Raw genomic sequence first — 18,496 nt, forward strand, 5'->3', positions numbered from 1 at the left:
TTGACCTAGTTTTCAATCAAATTCCACTGGTCGAGGTAATCGATGAGCCCATTTATAATGGAGCTCTTTCGCACGACGATGTTTTCCTCGGTGAAATCTTCCTGCTGGCTTGCGATCGATTGAAGCTCCTGATTCTTCGTTCCGGCCTTCTCGACGCCATTCGCCGTGGTGTAGCCGGTGTAGTAGCGAGTCTTGTCCTCAAAACGGTAGTCAGAAGCCCGAATATTGATGTTCTTTTCGAGGAAGGCTTTATTGCCCAGCGACTCAAGCAATCCCTTCGACGAAAGAGAATTCTCCTTATTTGCTCGGGCCCGAGAGTAGATGTGTTCAATCTCGAGCTTCGTATCATTGTCCAGCACGGTCTGACCGGGCTGTTCAAACGCCCACCACAGGATCATGGACTTAGTGATCGGGCGATTGTTGCTGAACGTGAAGGAATTCAACTGCTCAATCAACTGCTGGCGATCAAAGCGATAGTTTTCGAAAGTTACCTTTTCGTCGTTAACGATTGAGATCATCGCGGGAACAGAGGCGTTCGAAGTGCATTGACACCAGGGCGGTGAACGGCATAAGCAAAGATGAAGCCAGTTATAAGAGCAAGGAAGTCGAAGAATTTTTCTTCTTCGAGATTCCCATTCTCGTCACGGTTTTTGAGGAAGTACACGGAGACGATATAGGTCCACATGCTGTTCGGGGCGTAGCTCAAGACATAGAGGCGTTGATTGACGCGTTCCGAAAACTCTTCTTGCTGGTCGACCCTGTCCCAGAAGGCAACGAGGGATTCAAGGTCTTCAAGCGATTCTTCTTTCTTCAGCAACGCATAGGAATCACGTTCATAGAAGTCACGCAGGCCTTCCGTTGTAGTTGTCCTAATTCCTTGCAATGCTCGCTGGTAATACATGTACCGCGCAAAAAGCTCATCCATGGGATTGTTATTTCCACGGGTATGCGAGAACACACGTGTAGCGGTCTCTTCAAGCGCTTTCCACCGCTCGATAAATCCCTCTTTCTCATTCTTTGCGGTGAAGTACTTATAGAATTGCGACTTAAAAATATCAGCGTCTGCCAGTGGCAGGCCGCGATCATTCAGTGTCGAGAAAATCCGAAGAGCCGTGTCTTGTGACTCGGCCTCGATGGGCAGAAGAATAACTTTCTTGAGAATTCGGTTAGCCAACTTCGCTGTGTATGACGGATATTCGTTGATAAACCGATCAACACGCCCCTCGAAATAGGAGTAGTTCTTCGCATACGCGCTGTGCGCACCGTCGGGAATTTTCCCCTCGTTGAGGATAAAACGGAATTCATCCTTATCGTCATCAGAAGCTACTTCTGAATCAATGCGCAGCTGACCAAGAATGGGATCACCAAACTCAGTAGTACGCCAAATGCATTGAGCAATTTCGCGGAAGGTAGTTTTCGAGTCTGGATCCTGCATGTACTGGAATTTCTCGTAGAACGCACGCAGCAAAAGCATAAGCGTCGTTAGACGCTGCTGACCATCAATGACTTCCAATTGCCCTGCATCATTGCGGAAAGTAACAATCGGACCCAGAAAATATTCATCGCTGGGGTCAAACGCGTCTGCGTTACCCTCCGGAATACAAAACGCTTCAATGTCGTCCCACAACGTTGCGCATTCGTCTTCAGTCCATGCATACGGGCGTTGGTAATCCGGAATGAGAAAGCTCGTCGTAGTGGTTTGATTAATAAGTGCCAAAACGGACTTCTGATCGACGCTGAGTTTAGACATCTAGGATCCTCTGTGAATTAGAAAGCGAAAAGGGAACCTACAAGGCAGAGAAAGTGGTCGCCTGTACTGGATTAAATATAACCTGTCACGGCTACGCCAGGGCGTGACCCCTGAAAAGTAGGCTGGGTGAGGGGCAGTTATGCTGCCTTGTCAGTGTAATAGATTGGGCTTCAAAGACATCGGGCGATATCTGTCCGCACCATGAGTGCCGGCGCTGTGTGTTGTATCTGATGCACCACCGAAATACCTCCCGCCGGCATTGCAGCGGATTGGAGAAGACTTTCCTATTGCGCCGGACTTCTCTTTTCATCGTGAAATTAAATAACTCTGCTAACGCATTATCTGCACCGGTACCGATAGCCCCCATAGACTGGATTACGCCAAGCTCCTGGCATCGTGTGCTAAACGCTGCTGATATGTACACGCTGCCATGATCTGAATGAAAAATGGCACTATCAAGCCCCCCACGCATTGTATTGACATGGTCTAGAGCCTCAATCACGAGGCTGCTTCGCATATGGTCTGCGATCGCAAAACCAGCAAGTTTGCGCGAGTACAGGTCAATAACCGTGGCCAGATACATATTAGAGCCGTTCCTACAGGGCAAATAGGTAATATCACCGACATACACCTGGTTTGGTGCTTGCACATGAAACCGTCGTTTCACTAGGACCTCAAACACCGAAGTTGACGTGCTGCGCTGGGTAGTCGCGCACCGGCGGCGATTGCTAAATCCACGTAGTTTCATGTTTTCCATGATCCGGGCAACCTTTTATGATTGCCCCGCGCAAAGCGCTCATCGTCGTTGAGTGAAGCTCTGATGCGTTTGCGCCATACAGTCCAACTTCTTCAGCAAAGACTGCAGCAATACGGGCTCCAAGTACACCGACTGCACAGATACGCGATGCGCGGCGGGTTTGCGTGGCTTTCCATTTATAAATCGATGAAGGTGTGAGCTTTAAAAAGATTCGCATCCGCTTAACCGAGTACTCGGTCTCGTGGTCCGCAACCAACTGGAAGCGGATCACCAGCTTATCTCTTCGGCAAAATATTTCGCAGCCTTACGCAAAATATCTCGTTCTTCGCGCAGCTTTGCGTTTTCTTTTTCCATCGCACGTATACGTTCTGCATCGAAGGCTGCTACTGCTTGGGGCTTTAGCCTCGATCATGCGAGTCCTTTCACCAGTACCGAGTTCTTTCTTCCACTGATGTAATGAAGCACGATTGACTCCCAGTTCGGCGGCGCCAGCAGCCAGAGACAAGTTCTCATTGTTTTCATAGAGAGCAACGGCGTCACACTTGAATTGCTCAGAATAGAACTTAGACATAGTAGGTAGAATGCCTTTCCTCCCAGCCCGAACGGCCGAGAATCTAGATGTCTACCAAACAGGGGTCAGGTCCGTACTTGTCTTCGGAAACCGAGGACACGAACGCGGAGCCGCCGACGTTATCGCCCGAGGATACGAATGCGTATTCCTGCCCTTGGTTGACCTGCTTGGCCAGGCCCGCGAGTTTGGCAGCGCCCATTTCCTTGGTGCTGTCATCTTCCAAATGGCCGTGGAAATCGGTGAAGTTGGTGACGGAAAACTCCGCCAACTCCGCCGCCGATTCTGGCGCTACGAGCACGGAGCCACGTACCGACACTGAAACTTATGCCGCCGCTACTGCCAGCGTCCGGCCCATCCGACGAGTTTGCATTTCTTCCCTTACACAGCGGATAAGAAAACGTTAAATTGCCGCTTTCTAGTCTTAATCCGCCCACCGAGCCCCCACAGCGCACGCACGGAAAAATCACGCCTGTGTAGCTTGTCCTTCACCGTCGGCATTAGCCTCATCAAGGACATCCCCGCCGTGGCGGAGCTGGTGGAGTGGCTCCTTACTAACTGAGATCGAAAGTCATTCCTGGGGCAACCATCGTGACTTGGCCATCAAACTGAGTCTTGACCTCAGCCTCAATATCGCCGGACTGGGCGGGGTCGGCCAAGTGCGTGACGGCGAGATGCTCGGTCTGGGCATTCTTTCCGAGCAGGGCCACAGTGTTTCCATCCAGGTGTCCATGTCCGGTCACGTCGATGTTGTCAGCACCACGGTAAGTACACTCAGCAAGCAGAAGACGTGAGCCGGTTGCAAACTTCTCTAGCTCGTCCGTGTACGCGGTATCCGCAGTGTAGACGAAACCGAGCTCAGGGAACTTGATGCTCATAGTCGGGACCGGGTGATCGGCACGAATCGTTTCAACCTGCAAGCCCGCGAGCTCGAAGGATTCACCCGGTTCCTTTATAACAGTGTCGAAACGCGACTCAAGGGGGCTGCGCATCGTGTCCAAGCTTGGGATGCCAAATACCTCGTCCAAAGCGGGGAGGCGGGAGGTGAGGTCCTCAGGAGCGATTAGCGGGATGGGCGATAAGACTTCCGGGAACGAACGGCGGTAGGCCAGAACAGTGAGGTCAGCACAATGGTCCGCGTGCGAATGGGAAACCAACAGGGCAGTTACTCGGTCCAAAGCCCCAGACTTAGCCAGTGATGCAATCACACCGGGGCCGCAGTCAATGAGGATGCCCTCGCGACGCTCACTGCCTTCGAACTCTAGGAGGTAGCCTGAGGCTGCTCCAAGGGCGGTTGGTGCACATGCAGATGCACCGATGACAGTGAGCTGCGCGTTCATGTTAGTTGGCGTGGTCAATTAGTCTACCTCCGGAATATTTCTGCGGTTGCTTGCACACAGTGTGACTGTTTCATTTACTTCCCGCACCACTGCTGATTGAGCGGGTAGGGTGAAGGAATTTTGCTGCGGATGGGGCACAGCAACGCTGACTGCATAGTTGTCGCCGTGGTATTCACAGTCCACGACGCGTCCTTTGATGCCGTCGGCGGTTCCTGCGTCGATAGCGTAGAAATCTAAGGCGCGGACAGCGATGTTGGACTTTGAACCGCCCGTGGTGGGCACCTCGAGCCCGGGGAGAATCTCACTTCGACCATCCGTCAGCCGATTGGCGACTGGAACGACGGTGGCATGGCCAAGGAAGGAAGCAATCCATGAGGAATTGGGTTGTGCCCACACCTCATTAGGGCGGCCAGACTGAACGATGCCACCGTTGTTCATGACTACAATGTGGTCGGCCATCGCCAAAGCTTCTTCTTGGTCGTGAGTAACCATGATGGTGGTGACCCCCGCCTGACGAATCATCGTGCGAAGGTCCGCCCGAAGCTGACCACGAAGTTGTGGGTCTAGCGCTGCCAACGGCTCGTCGAGAAGCAATAAGCGCGGGTAGGGGGCCAAGGCGCGCGCGATGGCTACGCGTTGGCGTTGTCCGCCGGAGAGCTCGTCGACGGCGCGATCCGCAAACTCTGCCATATGGCACAGCTCCAGCACCTCGCGTACGCGTTCAATCCGCTGTGGCTTCGGGTATTTCTGCGCGCGCAGGCCGAAGGCGACGTTGCTTTTGACGTCCATATGCTCGAACAAAGCATATTGCTGCGGGACCCAGCCGATTTTGCGCTTGGTCATGGGAGTGTTGGTGACATCCTGCTCGCCGATTACTACCCGGCCGCTATCCGGGAGAATCATGCCACCGACAGTCTTGAGCAGCGTAGATTTGCCGCAACCAGAAGGTCCTACGAGCGTGCTGATGGTCCCCGGTTCAATGCGCAAGCCTATATCGGAGAGAGCCGGCTTTTCCGCGCCCGGGTATTGGAAATTTACCGCCTCAAGAGCGAGGGACGTCACCGTGGTGGTGTCAGTGTGAGTTGCAGTCATACTTAGACAGCTCCTGGTTTCTGCGTTTGGAACTTTTCCAGCAAGATGGCCGGGATGAGTACCATCGCGAGGAAAATAACGGTCTGTGCTGCGGCCTGCTCAATGCGTCCAGTGAGATAGCTATCGAACAAGAACACTGGCATGGGCTGAGCCGTCGGGGTGAACAAGAAGAAAGACACGTTGAATTCGCCCAGCGAAAGCGTGATCACCATCAAGATGCCGCCCAACAAAGCCTTGCGAATTGCGGGCAAGGTCACAGTGAAAAACGTACGCAGAGGCGGCATACCCAGTGAATACGCTACGATCTCCTGGCTGCGAAGGCTTGGACTGTTAAGCGCTGGGATGAGCGTTCCCAACAGGAAAGGCACGGTGTACAGAATATGTCCCATGACCAAAAGCCAGCCGGAATCGCGGAGATGTGGAAACGACAAGATGAGACCCAATCCGATGGCGATGCCAGGGATTGCAATGGGCAGCGTCGACATCGAACTCAGAATCTGCCGACCGGGAAACCTGTAGCGGGTAATAAACCATGCTGCGGGGAGCGCGATCACAAGATCAATAATCAGGACGTAGACCATGATCTGAAGGCTGACCATAATTGCTTGATCCATGCGGGACCAGGCGCGTTCAAACCATTCCGTGGTAAGTCCTCCGCCAAGTCCCTGAACCCAGCTCGCACTGATCGAAACCATCACTACGATAGGAAGCGGAATAAGCGTGAGGAACGCTGCGAAAATCGCGGCCCACTTTCCTAACTTCTCTACTGGATCAAGTTGCGCTTTGCGAGGACGTTTCGTTGTTCCTGGAGTCACCGTCATGGTCGCGAACTCACCACCTTCTTATTGCCCCAAGCGTTGATGGCCACGAGTACTGAGGTCGTGATGGTAGCCAGGATGAGGCTCAGTGTAGCTGCGGTACCAGGTTGGAAGTTGTCAGTGAAAGCAGCGGCGATTTCCAGTGGCATGACGCGTTGGCCACGGGCCAAGGTAGCTGCAGTTCCGTAGGCTCCAAAAGCAGTCGCAAAGGCAAGAACGCTGGCGCTTGCGATAGCTGGACGAAGCGCCGGCAGAATAACCGAACGGTAGATAGTGGTGGTGTTCGCGCCCAGCGTACGCGCTGATGCCACAACCTCGGGCCTTACTCCATCAGCAGCACCACGCACCACCAGAACCACGCGTGGAATCTGGAAGTAGAGATAGCCGAGCGTCAGACCTGTCCAGGTGTACGCCAATTGCAGGTGCCTTTGACCGGTGGTTGCCTCGAATAGCATCGGGACCACGCCAGTGTTGCCAATGAGCAAAATGACAAAGAAGCCGATAACGATTCCGGGAAGACTCATGGGAATTGACAACGCGATGGCGAGAAGCTTACCCAGCACTGATTTATCGGCGCTAATGTACAGACCAGCAGGAACACAAATCAGCAATGCCAACAGCGTGGAAACTGAAGCGAGAACTGCTGTCACTACCAAAGAACCTAGATACCTGCGGCTCGTGAGTACGTCGGCATAACGCTCCAAAGTGAATGCTGAAGTCTCCGTAGTGAAACTTTGCACAGCCAGCGTAAGCAGGGGCCAGACTAAGACTAGACCCAACACCACCACGAGAGGCAGTGCCAACCACGACGCCCGCAGCACTGACAAAGTAGACGTTGATTGTGCCGGCATTAGTTGCGGACGCGCTCCTCGAATTCGCCGGTGACCTTCTCCTGAACTTCGTTCATCTTGGCAAAGTCAGTGTCCTTCACGAGGCGCTTGTATTCCTCGTCAGACGGGAAGGCGTCCTTGGCTTCCTGGGGCAGCTCGACGTCGCGAACCGGGCGAAGGAAGCTGGCTGCGAATTCCTTCTGCGCTTCGTCGGAGAGAACGTAGTCCAAAAGCTCCTTACCCTGATCCTCGTGCGGCGCGTCCTTCACCAAACTCATGGTGTAAGGGATGCTCAGGGTACCTTCACACGGGTAAACAACTTCGATGGGGGAGCCCTCAGCGGCCAACTTGTATCCGTTAAAATCGGCATCGATGAGGATCGGAATTTCACCCTGCTGCACGGAGGAGGTTGCGGTCTGTGCTGGGTTTTGGGTGCCGTTCTTAGCCATCTTCTCTGCCCACTCCAGGCCAGGGTCAAAGTTATCCAAGTCGCCGCCCATTCCGAGGTTGGCGGCAGTAAGAACGGAGTATCCTACTGCAGCCTGCGACGGGTCAAGGTAGCCCACCTTGTTCTTGTATTGCGGATCAGTAAGGTCTGCCCAGCACTCTGGAACCTCGGCGTCGCCAAGCTCCTCGGTATTTACCAACATGGCAACTGCGCCCTGGTGGACCGTAAACCAGTTGCCGTCCGCGTCCTTCAGGTTCTCCGGAACCTCGTCGAATCCTTCCGGCTTGTAGCTGGTAATGAGGTCATCCTTCTTTGCGTTCATACCGAACACGATGCCGTAGTATGCTACGTCAGCTGCGGGGGAGGCCTTCTCCGCAGTCAGCGCGGACAGCGTCTGACCGGAATTCTTCGGATCGTTCGGTGCCTCGATGCCGGTATTTTCAGTGAAGGCATCAAGCACCTCGCGCCAGTTCGCCCATTCCTCCGGGGTGTTGTACGACACCACGATGTTCTCACCGCCATCAGCGGAGTTGCTTCCGCCGATGGAGCAGGAGGTCAATGCGAGCGCCGCCACAGAGGTGGCAACGATGGTGGTTAGCAGCTTCTTCGTGTTAAACATGGGCTTTAAATACTCCAAGGTAGTAGTGGATAGTAGCAACCAAATAGTTTCGACAAATTAGTGGGTGAGGGCGACTAGGTCTTCGAGACGGTCAGTCATGAACATGTCCACACCGAGCTCAATTGCCTTCTGGTTGTCGTCTTCCAAAGCATCAGGCCATCCCCATGCGGAGACAACCAGGCCCTTGGACTTCGCGTATTCGATGCTTTCGGGACGCAGGGCATCGATATTGATGTTGATGGCGTCGAACCCCTGGCTGACCGTGGCATCAATCCATGCGTTCGTGACCGGAACCTCGCCAGTCCAAGCACGCACCCGCATCAGGGAAATAGACGGTGCCTCCGCACGAATCACGTTCAATGAAGTTTCATTGAACGCGGAAACCCACGACTTGTCCGCGAGGCCCTGCTCGGAAATTTCTTCAGCGAGGCGCTGCGCACCGGTCCGTGCCGTCAGCGGTGAATCCTTGAACTCATATACGAAGTTGGTGTAGCCAGTCTCAGCGATTATGTCGAATACATCGCTCAGTTCAGGCAGACCGCACTTGGTCACCACGGATTCGTAAGAAGCCGTGTCAATGATTGCTGTGCCACCCGAACCGCTGCAGGTGTTGTCATGCGCGATAAAAAAGGTGCCACCATCTAGGTTGTAGCGGAGATCGATCTCGATCCAGTCTGTGTTCTTCTTAATCGCGGACTCAATACCCGCGATGCTATTGTCTGGGAAGTACTGCTTGTCTCCGCGGTGTGCGACCGCAGCCACAGGTTTGGTCTCACCAGTCTTTTCCTGTGCGTACGCAACTGGTCCAACAGTTGCCGCAATTACTGCAAAAGATAGCCCGATGAGTGAGAGCTTCTTTTTCTGGTTCGCCATTCATTCAATCCTTTAGTTTTCGAAGCATCCACAGCGCACCAATCACAAGACATAGCTAAAGTCGGCGTTCCTGGGTGCGCACTCTTCGGTATCATACTTTCCACAGGGATCCGTTAACTGAAGTCGAAATTAACGGATTGGTAAAAAATGGGAAATGCGAAGTTAAAGGAGTGCCGGATGGTTTGTGTGTGGGTACCTAACCTGCATAAGGAGATGGACCAGAATGGCTACAGTGGCGAGACGGGATCCGGCTGATAAGGCCAAGATTGATGCGATTGAAAAGAAGCTGATTGCTAAGCCTGAAATTGCGAAACTGATTGATGACCTAGGCACATCTACGACAGATGCCAATGACTTAGTTCGAGGTATGCTGCAAGCTTGGATTACTAGGGGTTTGAATGCTGAGATGGATGCCCACATTGGCTATGAGTCTGGCGATAGGAGTGGCAAAGCTACTGCTGGGACAGACAACCACCGCAACGGGTCGTATTCAAAGACCGTGGATTCTAACTACGGGCCGGTTACTGTTGATGTGCCGAGAGATCGGGCTGGAACATTCTTGCCGACCATGGTCCCTAAAGGCTCGAGGCGCTTGACTGATGTTGAGTGAGATGATCGCCAGCTTGTATGCAGGTGGGATGACAATTGGGGATATCCAGCATCATATGGCAACTGCGATGCGGGTCGATAGGGCGTGACCCCTGAAAAGTAGACAGAGTGAGTGGCAGTTCTGCTGCCTTGGTCAGTGCAATAGATTCGGCTTCAAAGACATCGGGCGATATCTGTCCGCACCATGAGTGCCGGCTCTGTGTGTTGTATCTGATGCACCACCGAAATACCTCCCGCCGGCATTGCAGCGGATTGGAGAAGACTTTGCGTTGTACGGGCACCGTCCCTCTCGTGAAAACCATGGTCCGTGAGCGCAAGACGCCAGGTTTCACGCAGTTTTCCATCCTCTTCCATGCCGCCGGCGCTATCGCTTTTGCCGCAATAGTCGTAGCGCTGCTAACCAAAGAGTTTCTCAACGTCTTTACCACCACAGGTTTTAGCGCTAACGGCAATCACATCATCTGGCAGGCAGCACTGATGGAACTAACTCTCATTGTGATGGTTACTTTGTGGTGAGCGCCGCGGTCTCGTTATTGAGGCGCGGGGCCTACGGCATCGACAATGAGCGCAATATCATCCTTGGAGTAGTCGGCATGAGCTGTAAGTCTTAGCAAAGCCTGTCCGAGCGGTACCGACGGATAGCGGATCGGAGAAACAATGACTCCCCTTTCAGCCGCCTGTGCTGCACGCTCCATAGCTGCGTCCTCAGCGCCTACTGGCAAGACGATAATAGGTGCAGGCGAGTCCACCACTTTCCATCCGTTCGCCCGCAGACGCTGCCGAAGGTTGTGCACGACGTGGGCAAGCCGCGGCACATGCGAAGGAACGAGAGCTAACGCCGCGCTGATGGTGACTGCCTGCGATGGTGGCATGGACGTTGAGAAGATATAGCTGCGGCAGCGTTGGCGGCATAGCTCGATAAGTGGCTCACTGCCCGCGACGAAAGCGCCCGCCACACCTAGGGCTTTGCTCGCGGTACCGATATAGATATCCGGCAAGGGCAAATCGAAATCCTCACAAGCACCGCGTCCATTTCTGCCAAGTGTGCCGATCTCGTGCGCGTCATCGATCATCAACCAGGCGTTGTAATCCTGAGCAAGTTCCTGAAGCGCATGGAGATTCGCAAGCTCGCCGGACATGGAAAAAACGCCGTCACTGACAATCAATCGGCGCTCCGATGCATCGGCAGCAAGCTGCTCTTCTAAGGTTTTCACGTCGAGGTGCGGATAAACAGATGACCGGACCCCTTGGTAGCACGACTTGGCCAGCCGGATGCCGTCGATGATGCTCGCATGATTATCAGCGTCAGAGAAAATAGAAAGTCTCTCGCCACAATCTCGCGCAGCTGCAGCAAGCGCAGGGATTACTCCCATGTTGGCGTGGTAACCCGAACCGAACACGAGCGCTGCCGGCGCACCGACAAACCCAGCCAGTTCACGCTCGAGCGCGACGTGATAGTCACTCGTACCCGTAGTCAGTCGCGATCCTCCTGACCCCACCCCGGCGCGCAGCGTTGCTTCGTGGGCCGCGTCGGCAAGCGCGCGATTCGCCCCGAGCCCCAGGTAATCAGACGATCCCGCAAGCAGCGTTTCACGCCCATCGACCACGGTGTGCGGACTTTGACTACCGCAAATGACCCTTTCGGTTCTTTCCAGACCACGCTCACACCACGAAGCATTGGAACTGAATGCCCAGTCTTCCAGGCTCATTGCCAAGAGCCTTCCACGAGGACAGGCTTCTCACGCAGCCACTGCTCTGTCTCCGGAAGTGCACTAAGTGCGCCTGAATAGAACAAGACACGTCCACCTTGTTTCCCGCCTTCAGCCTTGACGTTGCGCAAAGCCGTATAGGAACCTTCGACTGCTACATAACCCGTGGTGTAGCTCGGGTCATCGGAAATACAAACTTCCGCGACAATGCCCGGCGCAGCAAGAGCCTTGGATGCTAAAGCAACGGCATCAGCCCGATGGTTCTTCGACTCGGCGCAAAAGGAATCAGCCCAATCAAATGTTCCCACCCGAACACCACGTTGCCCATGAGTGTCTAGACGCTCACCGGTTTCAGCGCAGACGATGCTCGCACCGCGCATATCGCGGGTGCGGTACAGAAGCTCGATACCTCGGCGGGCTGCACTTTCGGAAACGCAGTTACTCTTCGTGAGCACGTCCATCATCACCGTTTGTGCAGACTCCGGGTTCTCTCAGTCCCGTGTACTAACTTTCAAGGCACTGACATGAGCAATGTCGCTTGCTGCAACCGCCCTCGTAGCGATATTGATGGAATCCGGCACGCCCTTCTCGTTCCGCAATGCCCGAGTAGCAAGCTCTGAGCTCACGCGAGGAACAAGGTGCGGTTCTACGATGCGTCCAGCGCCCGAGATATGCCTACCTTCAAGGCTTGCACGCATCTTAATGCTCATCAGCACAGTCGAGGTTTCTGCCATGCAGGTATCGTAGCCCAGCATCTTGAACACCGTTCATTAATTATCGAAACAAGGTTAATCCCCTCTCCTAGCTCCGCTCGGAAACGCACTTACCGATGCCAAGTGACAGTGCGACTTCCACGAGACATTAAGAACCCCCCACGTGCCTTCCAACCACGTATGTGGTCGGGGCTCGTGGGGGTTGCTTAGTGCGGTGTGTGGGTATTTCCCCTACTGCTGTGGTGCGGTGCCCAGGGTGTCCTCCATGCAGGCCTGCTGCTGGGCAGGGTCCTGCATCTCCAGGCACTTGTCGGCGCCGGTGTCACCGAGGATCTTGACGCCGAGGGCCATGACGGCGATGGTGCCAGCGAGGGCCAGGATGGAAGTAATCAGGCCGACGATGGACATCCAGGTGCGGCGCAGCTCCTTCGGGCGCTTGCGGCCAACGACCAGCGCGATGATGGAGACGATGATGCCGATCGGGCCAAGCAGCAGCGGCGGAACAATCAGCAGCAGGGACAGCAGCGCGATGATGCCGATGACCATCGCCCAGATAGCAACGGCGTTCTTCTTTGCCGGCTGGCTGTCGGCACCAGCGTAGGCCGGGTAGCCGGCGCCAGCGGCGGTTGCGTCCGTGCCGTAAGCATCGTGGGAGGCGTGGTCGTGAGCGGTGTGGTCGTTCAGGCCATCGTGGTTGTTTGCGGCGTCGACGTCGTGGGCGTGCTCCTCGTTGGCCTTGGAGGTTGCCTCACTATAGGAGGGCAGCTTGCTGGTGCTGTCGCTACTAAATGGGTTCTTTGCGTTGTCCGGGTTTTCTGCGTTGTACGGGTTCTCTGAGCTGTTCGGGGTGGTCATATGGTTGGCCTCCTTGGGGCAGCCCTAATAGCGTGCTCTTCATCAAATACGTGCGTTTAATAACTTATGCGTTTGCAATAGCTTCCGGCCACGTTACTTACGGAACCTGTGAAATCACTGGCAACCTAGTTTTGAGTAACGCCATTCAAAGAATCTTCCATGCAGGCTTGCTTTTGCGCTGGGTCATCGATGGTCGTGCACATCTCAGGGTCAGGCATCATCGTCCAACCAATGTGCGTATACAAGTAAATCGAGAAAGCAACGGACAAGATTAAAGCGATAATTGAGGTAATCAAGCCGGCGATGGACATCCAGGCGCGACGCAGCTCTTTTGGTCGCTTCTTGCCTTTTAGCAATGCGATGATGGAGACGATGATGCCAACCGGCCCCAGCAGCAGCGGTGGGACAACCAGGAGCAAAGACACCAGCGCAATGATGCCGATAACGAGAGCCCAAACAGCGATTACACTTTTCTTTTCGGCTTGAGGTTCACCGACACCACCACCGGCAGAGGCCGGGTATGCCGCGCCTTCGGTGCCGTCGGAATTCCTCCCGTTGCCCGGGGTGTGAGGGTCGTTCGGAGCGGTCATACGCTTGGCCTCCTTGAGTGCAGCCCACAAGCCTTAATCGTGTTATTGCTAATCGTGCTATTACTTTTGACTACTGCTTTTGTCTAAGTTTCCCACGCTGGCTGCGCATTGTACTGCGTCGCGTCACCTACCACTTGCGCAGGTACTCGATGCGCTGGCGCAGCTGCTCAGCGTCGCACAACGCGGTGGGCGGGCCACCGCAAGCCTTTCGGGCTTCGGTATGGATGGCACCGTGCGGCCGGCCAGTGCGCTGGGCGGTGATGGACACCACCGTGTTGAGCTCCTTGCGCAGCGCAGAAATCTCATCCACCACGCCCGCATCAGAGCTGCCAGTGCTTGCCGACGTCCCCGCGGCACCACCCTGCCCTCCACGTTTCGGCGCATGCGGGGTGCCATAGAGTTTGCGGCGCTGCTCCTCCGCTGCCTCCGCTGCCCGGCGCGCCTTTTCCTCGGCTTCGCGCCGGTCCATCTCCTCCGACTGCTTCTTGCGCAGGAGGTCCTTGACCTGGTCGGCGTCGAGAAGCCCGGGAATGCCCAGAAAATCCTCGTCCTCGTCGGTAATGGCGCCGGTAGTAAACTGCGAGCCGTTGTAGAGCAGGCCGGAGAATTCTGCCTCGGCGCCAAGGGACTCGTACGAGGACTCAAGCATGTCGGGCTCGGTCTTCTTCTGGTTAGCGTCCTCCAGAAGTTCGTCGTCCCAGCCCTCCTTGTCGGGGTTCTTCTCCCCTCCCAGGACGTGGTCGCGCTGCTTCTCCATATTTTCGGCAAGCCCGAGTAAGACGGGCACGGAAGGCAGGAAGACCGAGGCGGTCTCACCAGGCATGCGGGAACGTACGAAGCGACCAATGGCCTGGGCAAAGAAGAGCGGGGTCGACGCTGAAGTGGCGTAGACACCCACGGCGAGACGGGGAACGTCAACGCCCTCAGACACCATACGCACGGCCACCATCCACTCATCCGTGGATTCAGAGAACTCCGCAATGCGAGCGGAGGAACCTGGGTCATCAGACAGGATGACGGAGACTGGGGTATTGGAAATCTGCTTGAGGATCTTCGCGTACGCGCGCGCGGTGGTCGTGTCGGTAGCTAATACGAGGCCACCAGCATCTGGCATGTTGCGGCGCATCTGCATCAGGCGGGTGTGAGCGGCGTGCAGGACCGTGGGAATCCACTCGCCCTTAGGGTCCAAAGCGGTACGCCACGCGCGGGCAGTCTGCTCGGGATTAAGAATGTCCCCTAGACGGGCCGCATGTTCCTCGCCGGCGCTGTCACGCCAGCGGGACTCGCCGGAGTAGCTGAGGAAGACGACGGGGCGCACGACGCCGTCGGCAAGCGCATCGCCATAGCCATAGGTGTGATCAGAACGGGATACGAGGTGGCCCTCCCCATCCTCCTCGTAACGCACGAAGGGAATCTGCGAGTCATCCGAGCGGAAAGGCGTACCCGTAAGCGCTAAGCGGTGCTCGGCGTCGTCGTAGGCCTCGCGTACGCCGTCGCCCCAACTCTTAGCATCACCGGCGTGGTGAATCTCATCGAGGATCACCAGGGTGCGCCGCGCTGAGGCCACCGCGCGGTGCTTGTACGGGTGCATGCCCACCTGGGCATAGGTCACTACCACGCCATCCATCGCTGGGTTCACGCCAGATGAGTTGGTGAATTTCGGATCCAATGCCAACCCCACGCGGGAGGCGGACTCGGACCACTGCACTTTGAGGTGCTCCGTTGGCACCACTACGATGACGCGCTCAACGGTGCGGTCTGCCATAAGCTCGGTGGCTACACGCAGCGCAAAGGTAGTCTTACCGGCGCCAGGAGTCGCCACCGCCATGAAATCCTTCGGCTTGGTGGCCAGGAATTTGTCCAATGCGGCGCGCTGCCACACACGGAGTGAACCATTGTTGGCAAATCTTTGTGCTGATGACTGTGTCGACACGGTCAGCGACTATCCCCCTCTACTTTCCCAAAACCCGATGCTGTATGTCGTTCTTCGCGCTGTGCCTCCTCTTCGGGCAAGACAAAGCGCGCCTCGTCTTCCTCTAGGGACGATGTGGCCTTCCTAGCGGCGGCGCAGGCTCTTGTATTCGCGCTCGCAGTCAGGGCACACAGGCGAACCAGGCTTAGCCTGCTTAGTCACCGGGAAGGTCTCGCCGCACAGCGCGACGACGTACTTGCCGTTGACCGCGGAATCGAGGATATGGTCCTTCTTGACATAGTGGAAGAACTTCGGGGTGTCGTCATTGGTTGACGTATCCTCGCGGACATCTGGGCGCTCAATAGTCTTAGTCGTCGTACTCACGCCCCCTATCATGCCGTATCGGTATCGAAGTTGGCGAGTCCTCCCGCTACGCTTGTGACCATGACCCCTTCGAACTCGCGTGATAACGCAGGCCGCACCCCACAATCGGGGCAAAGACGTGGTCGGGCGTTTGGCCGTGAGCGCTACCTCATCACCACAGCCAAACTCGCCCCCGGGCAAGATCGCCACCGCCGCGAGGTTATCTACTTTGTCTTGCAGTTTCTGCGCATCCCCTCCCTCATCATCGCTGGACTCCTGGCCTATGTGTGGCAGTGGTGGATTCCCGCAGCACTTGTCGTGGCTGTGACCTTCCCGTTGCCGTGGATTGCAGTTGTCATTGGTAATAGCCGTGGGCAGAAGAAAGATAAGCGCGAAAAGTCGGTGTACAAACCGGCACTGGCACGGCAGATGGCGCAAGCTCACCGCGAGCAGTTAGAACGCCAGAACCGCGGTGCGTTACCCGGCGCGCCAGATGCGCCACAACCTGACACCATTGACCACGACGACTAGAACTTTCTTGAAGGAATTAAGGAATTATTGTGAGCATCCCCGACTCTTCCCCGTTTGGCCCGCGCATGAACCCAGAACACCCCATCGCTGAGTTTGCTGATGAACTAGTCCAGGTCTTCGACGGGGCGGGCTTTAACGCTGATGGGATAGCTGGACACTTGGGCCCGGAATACACAGAGGCTTTGCACCGAGGGGAGCCCGCCGCTGTGGTGATGGGTGCCAGTGGTGATACCGACCTGGACCGTCTGATCCGGATCTTCATCGTGCACGAGCACGTACCGGCCACAGTGCTGTCTGAGGTTTTGGGGGCACGCCTTGCCACCAAGCTTCTCGATTCGGGCGTAGCACAGACCGATGAGCACGGCACCGTGTTCATCGCCTACGACATTCGCCCACACATCATTGTGGGCCGCAACCGTGTGGTCTTCTCTGATGTCGATGCTTCCTTGGTGGATCACGTACCAGGTCCTGACCATGTGCTGGGCGTGGGCTCTGCCAGTCTTTCGCTACTGCATTCCACCCCGACGTCCCCGGTGTCCTCCGTGCTGGATCTGGGCACAGGCTCGGGTGTGCAGTTGCTGGGCCAGCTGGATTCTGCCGAGCGCATCGTGGCCACGGACGTCCATGAGCGCGCGCTAGACCTTGCCCGCGCCACTGTCGCGGCTGCCGGTGTGTCTTCGCGTGTAGAGCTGCGCCAAGGTTCCTGGTTCGAGCCTGTGGCTGGGGAGCGCTTCGACCGTATTGTGGCCAATCCGCCTTTTGTAGTGGGCTTGCCGGAGGTAGGCCATGTCTACCGCGATTCCGGTCTCAACCTTGATGGGGCTAGTGAGCTCGTGGTCTCCCAGGCCGCGGAGCATCTCACCCCTGGTGGCACCGCCCACCTGCTGGCCGTGTGGGTACACCAAGGTGAGGAATCCTGGCAACAGCGCGTTGCCTCGTGGTTGCCCGATACCGGTGTGGCTGCGTGGATCATTCAGCGCGACGTTGCCGATCCCGCTCTCTACGTGTCCACGTGGTTGGCCGATGAGTCCGTTGATGTACGCAGCACCGAGGGGCAAGCGCGCTCACGTGAATGGTTACAGCACTTCCATGATCACGAGGTCACCGGAATTGGTTTTGGGTTCGTCGCCATTCAGCGCATCGGCGATGATGAACCTTCCGATATCTTGGCGGAGACCATGTCCCAGCCGGTTGTCGGTCCGCTCGGGCCCGAAGTCGAGGAATACTTTGCCCGAGTGGAGTGGCTGCGTGGGCTTGTGCCCGGCGAGTTGGAGAAAGCTCATGTGCAGCTGCGCCCTGGCGTTGCCCGGGAGGATGTAGCACTTCCCGATACTGAGGTGGGCATGGGCTTTACCCGCGCTGCACTACGCCTAACGCGCACCGATGGTCCACGCTGGCAGCATGATGTGGACGAGCACCTGGCAGCCATCGTGGCCGGCCTGAACCCTCAAGGTTTGAGCATTGGCGAGACCATTGAGCTGTATGCCGCCGCACAGGGGTTTGACGAGGCTGCGCTTGTCGACGCCGCCCTCCCCGCCATCGTCGATCTCATCCGACACGGCGTGCTTATCCCTACCGAGCTGCTGGCTTTTTCACATACCGACTAGCTGCTTTAAATAATCGCAGATAACGCTGTAGAAGACTGTAGAAGAAAGGTATTTTTCACCAACCATGCGTGCAGTACTCACCCGTGTGTCCCAAGCTTCAGTGACCGTCGATGGAGACACCGTTGGCGCAATCGAATGTCCAGACACCGGCGGGCTTTTGGCTCTCATCGGCGTCTCCACGGAGGATCTTGATAGCTGGCACTCTCGTGCGGAGAAAATGGCGCGCAAGATCGCGGAGCTCCGCATCTTAGAGGGCGAACGTTCAGTACTCGAGGCTCAAGCCCCAGTACTGGTCGTTAGCCAGTTCACGCTTTATGGTCGCACTGCGAAAGGACGGCGACCTTCCTGGTCTGATGCTGCACCAGGACACGAAGCAGAACCGGTCATCGATGCCATTGTTACCCATTTGAAGGAGCGCGGACTCAGCGTCGAAACCGGTCAGTTTGGCGCCATGATGCGCGTGTCTTCGGTGAACGAAGGACCATTTACAGTGCTGGTAGAGACCTAGTTTT

General features: G+C 56.0%; 18 protein-coding genes and 3 pseudogenes. 5 read left to right on the forward strand and 16 right to left on the reverse strand.

Features of this window, described 5'->3' with window-relative positions; genetic code table 11:
- Nucleotides 1–5 precede the first annotated feature (5 nt).
- The 10 genes and pseudogenes from NX84_RS13185 to NX84_RS08205 form a co-directional block, all read right to left on the reverse strand.
- On the reverse strand, nucleotides 6–518 hold the full coding sequence (locus NX84_RS13185; RefSeq protein ID WP_231913818.1) for a GmrSD restriction endonuclease domain-containing protein: 513 nt from the start codon (nucleotides 516–518) through the stop codon (nucleotides 6–8).
- Complete coding sequence (locus NX84_RS08165) at nucleotides 515–1,750, reverse strand: DUF262 domain-containing protein (protein ID WP_231913816.1); 1,236 nt, start codon at nucleotides 1,748–1,750, stop codon at nucleotides 515–517. The genes NX84_RS13185 and NX84_RS08165 overlap by 4 nt, the downstream gene beginning before the upstream one ends.
- A gap of 91 nt (nucleotides 1,751–1,841) precedes the next feature.
- Nucleotides 1,842–3,078, reverse strand: a pseudogene (locus NX84_RS12805) (IS3 family transposase).
- 43 nt (nucleotides 3,079–3,121) lie between these two features.
- Nucleotides 3,122–3,394: a hypothetical protein gene (locus NX84_RS08175; protein WP_039675731.1), complete on the reverse strand. Its 273-nt coding sequence runs from the start codon at nucleotides 3,392–3,394 to the stop codon at nucleotides 3,122–3,124.
- Nucleotides 3,395–3,629: 235 nt separating this feature from the next.
- Nucleotides 3,630–4,433, reverse strand: coding sequence for an MBL fold metallo-hydrolase (locus tag NX84_RS08180; RefSeq protein ID WP_126297610.1), 804 nt, complete (start codon nucleotides 4,431–4,433; stop codon nucleotides 3,630–3,632).
- Complete coding sequence (locus tag NX84_RS08185) at nucleotides 4,434–5,507, reverse strand: ABC transporter ATP-binding protein (protein ID WP_052319718.1); 1,074 nt, start codon at nucleotides 5,505–5,507, stop codon at nucleotides 4,434–4,436.
- Nucleotides 5,508–5,509: 2 nt separating this feature from the next.
- Entirely contained in the window at nucleotides 5,510–6,328 is an 819-nt protein-coding gene (locus tag NX84_RS08190) for an ABC transporter permease (protein ID WP_052319719.1), read from the reverse strand.
- Nucleotides 6,325–6,975, reverse strand: a complete 651-nt coding sequence (locus NX84_RS08195; protein WP_052319720.1) for a molybdate ABC transporter permease subunit — start codon at nucleotides 6,973–6,975, stop codon at nucleotides 6,325–6,327. Before NX84_RS08195 ends, NX84_RS08190 begins: the two co-directional genes overlap by 4 nt.
- Before the next feature lie 200 nt (nucleotides 6,976–7,175).
- Nucleotides 7,176–8,222: an extracellular solute-binding protein gene (locus tag NX84_RS08200; RefSeq protein WP_052319721.1), complete on the reverse strand. Its 1,047-nt coding sequence runs from the start codon at nucleotides 8,220–8,222 to the stop codon at nucleotides 7,176–7,178.
- Nucleotides 8,223–8,279: 57 nt separating this feature from the next.
- Nucleotides 8,280–9,095, reverse strand: coding sequence for a glycerophosphodiester phosphodiesterase (locus NX84_RS08205; RefSeq protein ID WP_039675733.1), 816 nt, complete (start codon nucleotides 9,093–9,095; stop codon nucleotides 8,280–8,282).
- A gap of 223 nt (nucleotides 9,096–9,318) precedes the next feature.
- Here NX84_RS08205 and NX84_RS08210 point away from each other — a divergent pair.
- Both NX84_RS08210 and NX84_RS08215 read left to right on the forward strand, forming a co-directional pair.
- Nucleotides 9,319–9,784: pseudogene (locus tag NX84_RS08210) on the forward strand (transposase); the annotation flags it as partial.
- A 211-nt stretch (nucleotides 9,785–9,995) separates the two neighbouring features.
- Nucleotides 9,996–10,220, forward strand: a complete 225-nt coding sequence (locus tag NX84_RS08215; protein ID WP_039675735.1) for a hypothetical protein — start codon at nucleotides 9,996–9,998, stop codon at nucleotides 10,218–10,220.
- A 14-nt stretch (nucleotides 10,221–10,234) separates the two neighbouring features.
- On the opposite strand, the gene NX84_RS08220 is transcribed toward NX84_RS08215, so the two are convergent.
- From NX84_RS08220 to NX84_RS08245, 6 genes and pseudogenes are all read right to left on the reverse strand, one after another.
- A complete protein-coding gene (locus NX84_RS08220; protein WP_039675738.1) occupies nucleotides 10,235–11,413 on the reverse strand; it encodes an aminotransferase class I/II-fold pyridoxal phosphate-dependent enzyme in 1,179 nt (392 codons plus the stop codon).
- Nucleotides 11,410–12,168, reverse strand: a pseudogene (locus NX84_RS08225) (6-carboxyhexanoate--CoA ligase). The gene NX84_RS08220 and the pseudogene NX84_RS08225 overlap by 4 nt, the downstream one beginning before the upstream one ends.
- A gap of 189 nt (nucleotides 12,169–12,357) precedes the next feature.
- Nucleotides 12,358–12,981, reverse strand: coding sequence for a hypothetical protein (locus NX84_RS08230; RefSeq protein WP_039675740.1), 624 nt, complete (start codon nucleotides 12,979–12,981; stop codon nucleotides 12,358–12,360).
- Nucleotides 12,982–13,106: 125 nt separating this feature from the next.
- Nucleotides 13,107–13,571, reverse strand: coding sequence for a hypothetical protein (locus NX84_RS08235; RefSeq protein ID WP_039675741.1), 465 nt, complete (start codon nucleotides 13,569–13,571; stop codon nucleotides 13,107–13,109).
- 127 nt (nucleotides 13,572–13,698) lie between these two features.
- The gene (locus NX84_RS08240) at nucleotides 13,699–15,504 is read right to left on the reverse strand and encodes a DEAD/DEAH box helicase (protein WP_052319723.1); all 1,806 of its coding nucleotides are present in this window, start codon (nucleotides 15,502–15,504) and stop codon (nucleotides 13,699–13,701) included.
- A gap of 123 nt (nucleotides 15,505–15,627) precedes the next feature.
- Nucleotides 15,628–15,879 (reverse strand): DUF3039 domain-containing protein, encoded by a 252-nt coding sequence (locus NX84_RS08245; RefSeq protein WP_082013938.1) that lies wholly within the window; start codon nucleotides 15,877–15,879, stop codon nucleotides 15,628–15,630.
- A gap of 48 nt (nucleotides 15,880–15,927) precedes the next feature.
- Here NX84_RS08245 and NX84_RS12365 point away from each other — a divergent pair, with 48 nt between their 5' ends.
- The 3 genes from NX84_RS12365 to dtd all read left to right on the forward strand — a co-directional run bounded on the left by NX84_RS12365 (nucleotide 15,928) and on the right by dtd (nucleotide 18,492).
- Complete coding sequence (locus NX84_RS12365) at nucleotides 15,928–16,377, forward strand: DUF3099 domain-containing protein (protein ID WP_052319741.1); 450 nt, start codon at nucleotides 15,928–15,930, stop codon at nucleotides 16,375–16,377.
- Nucleotides 16,378–16,442: 65 nt separating this feature from the next.
- On the forward strand, nucleotides 16,443–17,984 hold the full coding sequence (locus NX84_RS08255; protein WP_052319742.1) for a DUF7782 domain-containing protein: 1,542 nt from the start codon (nucleotides 16,443–16,445) through the stop codon (nucleotides 17,982–17,984).
- A gap of 64 nt (nucleotides 17,985–18,048) precedes the next feature.
- On the forward strand, nucleotides 18,049–18,492 hold the full coding sequence (gene dtd / locus NX84_RS08260) for a D-aminoacyl-tRNA deacylase (RefSeq protein WP_039675749.1): 444 nt from the start codon (nucleotides 18,049–18,051) through the stop codon (nucleotides 18,490–18,492).
- Nucleotides 18,493–18,496: the final 4 nt, after the last annotated feature.

This window comes from Corynebacterium minutissimum, from assembly GCF_000805675.1.
Lineage (GTDB): Bacteria > Actinomycetota > Actinomycetes > Mycobacteriales > Mycobacteriaceae > Corynebacterium > Corynebacterium minutissimum.